The organism is Mycobacterium sp. TH-M82 (genome assembly GCF_057473605.1).
Map to the genome: position 1 here is coordinate 1 of NZ_JBYCKY010000846.1, position 4,939 is coordinate 4,939.

Genomic DNA, 4,939 nt, shown 5'->3' on the forward strand with positions numbered 1-4,939 from the left:
CGGTGATATCGGCGCCGCTGGTGTAGAGCGCCGTCATCGTCTCGCCGGTGATGTTGGTGTGGGTCAGCACCGCCCCCTTCGGGCGACCGGTGGTGCCAGAGGTGTACATGATCAGCGCCGGCGCGTCGTCTGCGATGTCCACCGGCTGATGCGGTTCTCCCGTCTCGTTGATCAGGTCCTCGTAAGCCCAGCACGCGGGCAACAGGTCCGCGCCGCGATCACCGGCCACGATGATCTCGGGGACACTGGAAACCGATGGTTCGATCTCCCGAACGGCGGTGGCCACCGATGCCAGCACGGCTTCGGTGACCACGACGCGGGGTTCGCAGTCTCCCACCAGAAACGCGAGTTCGGTTGGTGTCAACCGGAAGTTGACCGGGACGGCGACCGCCCCGAGCATGTTGGCGGCCAGCACCGCCTCGACGAACTCGGTGCGGTTGAGCATCAGAACCATCACCCGGTCGCCGAAGCCGACACCGCGGCAGGCCAGCGCGTCGGCCAGCGCCGTGACCCGGGCGCGCAGCTGCGCCCACGTCATCGTCTCGCCCCGAAACCGCAGTGCCGGCGCGTCCGGCTGCATCAGTGCGTGCCGGTCGAGCTGGTTGATCCAGTTCTGCCGGCGGGCACGGTAGGGCTGTACGGTGGCGTCGGGTTCCGGGGTGTGGTGCGCAGTCAACTCACGGCTCACCCTTCGTCGCGGCCAGCTGTTCGGCGCGCCGTTTGAGGTTGTCGGCCAGGTAGTCCAGGGCGTTGTTGACGGCCTTCTTGACCATCGGCTTGGGTAACGGCAGCTGGGTTTCGACGTCCATGTCGACGGTCAGCAGCGAGGTGGCGCCGATCTCCACCACCGAGAACAGCTGCTCCTGCTTGGTGAACAGCTCACCCTGCTGCATCACGGTCTGGATCTGGGTGGCACTGGGGTAGTAGACCGCCTGGATGTAGCTGCCCCGGAAACCGGAGACCGACGCGTCCAGCCGCAGCTGGCTGGGCCGGCCGTCGTCGTAGCGGGCCAGCACCCACAGCGCTTCGACTTCGTCGTTCCACTGCGGGTAGGACTCGAAGTCGGCGACGATGGCCATGATCGTGGCGGCGTCGGCGGCAACTTCGACGGTCTTGCTGACGATCGGCACCGCCCGAGCATATCCAGATCACGTCCGCGTCATCGTCGAGTTCCTCGACGGTGTGCCCGGCGACTAGCCGATGCACGCCGTCGACAGTAGCGAGCGGATGCCCGCAGGTATGGGCACCGGCCGGCGGTTGATGCGATCGACGTAGACGTGCACCCAGTGCCCGAACGCGGCCATCGGCTGTGCTGAGGCTTCGCCGTCTTCGGCTCCCACTTCGTCGCCGCCGTCTGAGAACAAACCGAGTCGGTAGGTGACGCTGGTGCGCCCGAGCCGGGTGACCGCCAGCCCCACCGTCAGGCGCTGCGGGAAGCCCAGTTCGGCGAAGTAGCGACAGCCCGACTCGGCGACGATACCCAGTTCGGGCATGCTGACCGGGTCGACGCCGGCGTTGGCGCCGATCCAGCCGTTGATGGCGGTGTCGAACAACTGGTAGTGCACGGCGTTGTTGAGGTGGCCGAACATGTCGTTGTCGGCCCAACGGGTATCCACCGGCCAGTGCACCGGAAAGTCACGGCTGGTCAGGCCTTCCGGCGGGGGCGGAACCGATGAAGCCATGGTTGTATTCCAGCATGGTCACCATCCGCGGCGCCGTGCTGGAGCGGATCGGGGCGCCGCGGCCCTACGCCGACTCGCGGCCGCTGACGGTAGGACAGCTCGACCTGGCCCCACCCGGCGACGGTGAACTGCTGGTCCGCATCGAAGCCGCCGGCGTCTGCCACTCCGACCTGTCGGTGGTCAACGGTGACCGGGTTCGGCCGGTGCCGATGCTGCTCGGCCACGAAGCCGCCGGGATCGTGGAACAGGCCGGCAACGGCGTCACCACCGTGGCGCCCGGGCAACGGGTGGTGCTGACGTTTCTGCCGCGGTGTGGCCACTGTCCGGCCTGCGCCACCGACGGTGTGGCACCGTGCCAGGCGGGCAGTGCCGCCAACGCCGCCGGCACCCTGCTCGACGGCGGGGTTCGGCTGAGCCGAGGCGGCCGACCGGTCTATCACCACCTCGGGGTCTCCGGTTTCGCCACCCACGCGGTGGTCAGTCAGGCCAGCGCGGTGGCGGTGCCCGACGACGTTCCGCCACCGGTCGCGGCGCTGCTCGGCTGCGCGGTGCTGACCGGCGGCGGCGCGGTGCTCAACGTGGGCCGCCCGGCACCGGGTCAGACCGTCGCCGTCGTCGGCCTCGGCGGTGTCGGCATGGCGGCGGTGCTGACCGCGCTGGCACACGAGCACGTCGACGTCATCGCGGTCGACCGGATTCCGGAAAAACTTTCTGCAGCAAGCCTTCTCGGCGCCCAACGTACCTACACCCCGCAGCAGGCCGTCGATGCGGGCGTCCGCGTACCGGTGGTGATCGAGGCGGCCGGGCATCCGGCCGCGCTGCAGACCGCGATCGGGTTGACCGCCCCCGGCGGTCGCACCGTCACCGTGGGGTTGCCGCCACCGGACGCCCGGATCAGCTTGTCGCCGTTGAGCCTTGTCGCCGAAGGCCGGTCACTGATCGGCAGCTACCTGGGCTGCGCGGTGCCGGCCCGCGACATCCCCCGGTTCGTCGGCTTGTGGCGGGCGGGCCGGCTGCCGGTGCAGGCCCTGGTATCGGCCACCATCACGCTGGACGACATCAACGACGCCATGGACCAACTCGCCGACGGCGCAGCGGTGCGCCAGCTCGTCACGTTCGGCGGGCACTGAATTCGGTATCGGCCCGGCAGCGCCGACGGTGTGATTAACTGCACGGATGAGCAAGCTGGCGCTCTTCCTGGCGGGTACGGCGGCGACCGCCGCAGCGCTGTCACCGATCGACGCCAGAACCGCCGCGGCCGCTCCGCCGGACACCAACGGTGGAATCCGGGTTCCCCTGGCGTCTGCCCTGCGAAGCTGCGATTTCGGCCGTCTCCTCAACCCTTTCTGGGGCAAGACTTCCACCGGCCAGGGCGAGGCCGTCATCCGCAGAAACGGAAACACCGTAATCGCCGAGGTGGCGTTCGTGAACACTCGCGAACTCGGCCTGCACTACGACGTCGGGCTGATCCAACTACCTCGGCCGGCCTCGCCGCCGTGCGGTCCCGGAGCCCCGGGGACGGCTTTCGCCGGTATGGACACCGACGCGGCCGGCCGGGGCTCGGTCACTCTCCAGGACGCGATCCGCCCGGGAACGACGGGCGTGTGGGTCAAGATCGACCGCCCAAGCCCACATGCCCAGGACCCGGTGGAGTTCTACAGCAGCAGCTTCATCGCCCGGATATAGCGCCGGCCGGTTGGATCACAGCCGCGACTGCGCGCCGATCGCGGTGTCACTGCGCCGCAGCCCACGGATGATCGCCTCCTGGGTAAACGATGCGATCAGGTTGCCCTCCTCGGTGTGAATCTGCCCGCGCACGTACGACATGCCGGCGCCGGCCTGGGTGCTTTCATGCGAGTAGAGCAGCCAGCCAGCCCAGGAGACCGGTTCGTGAAAGCTGACGCAGCTCGTCATCGGCGCGGTGGACACCGTCACGTGCGCCTGGCTGGTGCCGATCCCCGGGTGCGCGCGCATGGTGGTGGAGATCCCCAGGTGCCCGGTGAAGTAGGCCAGCAGCGCCTTGGCTATATCGTCGCGGGCCGGGATGGTGTCGATGGTGTCGTAGCGCAGCCACGCGTACATTTCCGGCGGCCCGACCTCGTCGGGGCTGTTGACGTCGACGACGTCCACCAGCCGCAGGTCGCGCCCGGTCATTCCCATCGCGCAGACGTTCGCATCGGCGGGGGCCGCGACGTCGGGCCGGGGCAGCTGGTGGCGGATCACGTCGGCGGTGGGGACGTCGGCGAGCACCGTCACGGTGACGCAGCGCCGGCCGTTCTGCTGCGCGGTCACCACCGCGGTGGCGGTGGACCGGCCTTCGTGCACGACGTCGATGTCGAGTTCGACCACCGGACCGACCGTCACCACCCGGGTGAACACCGCGTGTGCCGAGCGGACCGACTTGTCGGGAAACCGTTTGGCCGCAGCGACAATCGCCTGTCCCAACAGCTGGGTGCCTTCCACCACCTGCCGGCCGTCGTCTCCGGTGACACCGGTCTGGCCGGTGAAACGATCGGGTCCATCGGCCGCCACGTCGAATAAGTCCAGCAGCCCGGTGACCGACCACTGCGCTTGCTCAGCTTCTCCTGCCACCCGACGAGCTTGACACGCCCGTCAGGTCGCGTCGATGACCAGGGCCGCAAACCGGTCGATGGTGTCGCGCGCATGGGCCAGGCTGTCGCCGGGCAACGGCACCTGCACCCAGGTCACGCCGACCGTGGCCAACTTCTCCAGGCCGGCCAGGTAGGCGTCGGCGTTGAAGCCGTCGGTTGCGGGACTGCCGCCGGCAGAGTTGGTGAAGACCACGTCGACGTCCGCGGCATCCCGGCCCGCCGCGTCGAAGCGGCGCCGCAGGTCGTCGATGCCGGCGGCGAGGCGCTCGATCGAGTCGATGGTGGCGGTGCGGGCGGCTTGCGCGAGGCCCGGGGGCGCCGGGAACGGGCACCAGCCGTCGCCGTACGCAGTCACTCGCCGGCGCGCGGCCGCGGTGTTGCCGCCGATCCAGATCGGCGGTCGGCTGACCGGCGGCGGGTGCGCGGTGATGCCGCGGGCGGTGAAGTGGCGCCCGTCGAAGGTGACATCGTCGGTGGTCCAGATCGCCCGGATGACCTTGAGGGCTTCGTCGAAGAGATCGGTGCGTTCGTCGTAATCGACACCGAGAGCCGCGAATTCTCCCTTGAGGTAGCCGACTCCGGCGGCGAGGGTGAACCGGCCGCCGGAGAGCAGATCCAGCGTCGCACCGGACTTGGCCACCACGA

At 69.3% G+C, this 4,939-nt stretch carries 7 protein-coding genes; 2 read left to right on the plus strand and 5 right to left on the minus strand.

Annotated features, from left to right (window positions below):
- The 3 genes from AC2VON_RS24530 to AC2VON_RS24540 form a co-directional block, all read right to left on the minus strand.
- Positions 1 to 688, minus strand: a 688-nt coding sequence (locus AC2VON_RS24530) for an AMP-binding protein (protein WP_486955166.1), incomplete at its 3' end; no start/stop codon positions are given.
- Complete coding sequence (locus AC2VON_RS24535) at positions 678 to 1,130, minus strand: SRPBCC family protein (RefSeq protein ID WP_486955167.1); 453 nt, start codon at positions 1,128 to 1,130, stop codon at positions 678 to 680. The genes AC2VON_RS24530 and AC2VON_RS24535, both read right to left, overlap by 11 nt.
- Positions 1,131 to 1,193: 63 nt before the next feature.
- Positions 1,194 to 1,682, minus strand: coding sequence for an acyl-CoA thioesterase (locus AC2VON_RS24540; RefSeq protein WP_486955168.1), 489 nt, complete (start codon positions 1,680 to 1,682; stop codon positions 1,194 to 1,196).
- Positions 1,683 to 1,696: 14 nt separating this feature from the next.
- On the opposite strand from AC2VON_RS24540, the gene AC2VON_RS24545 reads away from it, so the two are divergent.
- Together AC2VON_RS24545 and AC2VON_RS24550 are read left to right on the plus strand one after the other, a co-directional pair.
- On the plus strand, positions 1,697 to 2,812 hold the full coding sequence (locus AC2VON_RS24545) for an alcohol dehydrogenase catalytic domain-containing protein (RefSeq protein ID WP_486955172.1): 1,116 nt from the start codon (positions 1,697 to 1,699) through the stop codon (positions 2,810 to 2,812).
- 46 nt (positions 2,813 to 2,858) lie between these two features.
- Positions 2,859 to 3,368 (plus strand): hypothetical protein, encoded by a 510-nt coding sequence (locus tag AC2VON_RS24550; RefSeq protein ID WP_486955169.1) that lies wholly within the window; start codon positions 2,859 to 2,861, stop codon positions 3,366 to 3,368.
- A 15-nt stretch (positions 3,369 to 3,383) separates the two neighbouring features.
- Here the strand turns inward: AC2VON_RS24550 and AC2VON_RS24555 are convergent, their stop codons facing one another.
- On the minus strand, positions 3,384 to 4,274 hold the full coding sequence (locus AC2VON_RS24555; protein WP_486955170.1) for an acyl-CoA thioesterase: 891 nt from the start codon (positions 4,272 to 4,274) through the stop codon (positions 3,384 to 3,386).
- 21 nt (positions 4,275 to 4,295) lie between these two features.
- A partial coding sequence (locus tag AC2VON_RS24560) for a TIGR03619 family F420-dependent LLM class oxidoreductase (RefSeq protein ID WP_486955171.1) occupies positions 4,296 to 4,939 on the minus strand: 644 nt, incomplete at its 5' end.

Excerpts from the sequence above, each read along its gene's own strand:
- AC2VON_RS24540 (WP_486955168.1), bottom strand. The coding sequence starts at position 1,682 with ATGGCTTCATCGGTTCCGCCCCCGCCGGAAGGCCTGACCAGCCGTGAC.
- AC2VON_RS24545 (WP_486955172.1), top strand. The coding sequence starts at position 1,697 with ATGGTCACCATCCGCGGCGCCGTGCTGGAGCGGATCGGGGCGCCGCGG.
- AC2VON_RS24550 (WP_486955169.1), top strand. The coding sequence starts at position 2,859 with ATGAGCAAGCTGGCGCTCTTCCTGGCGGGTACGGCGGCGACCGCCGCA.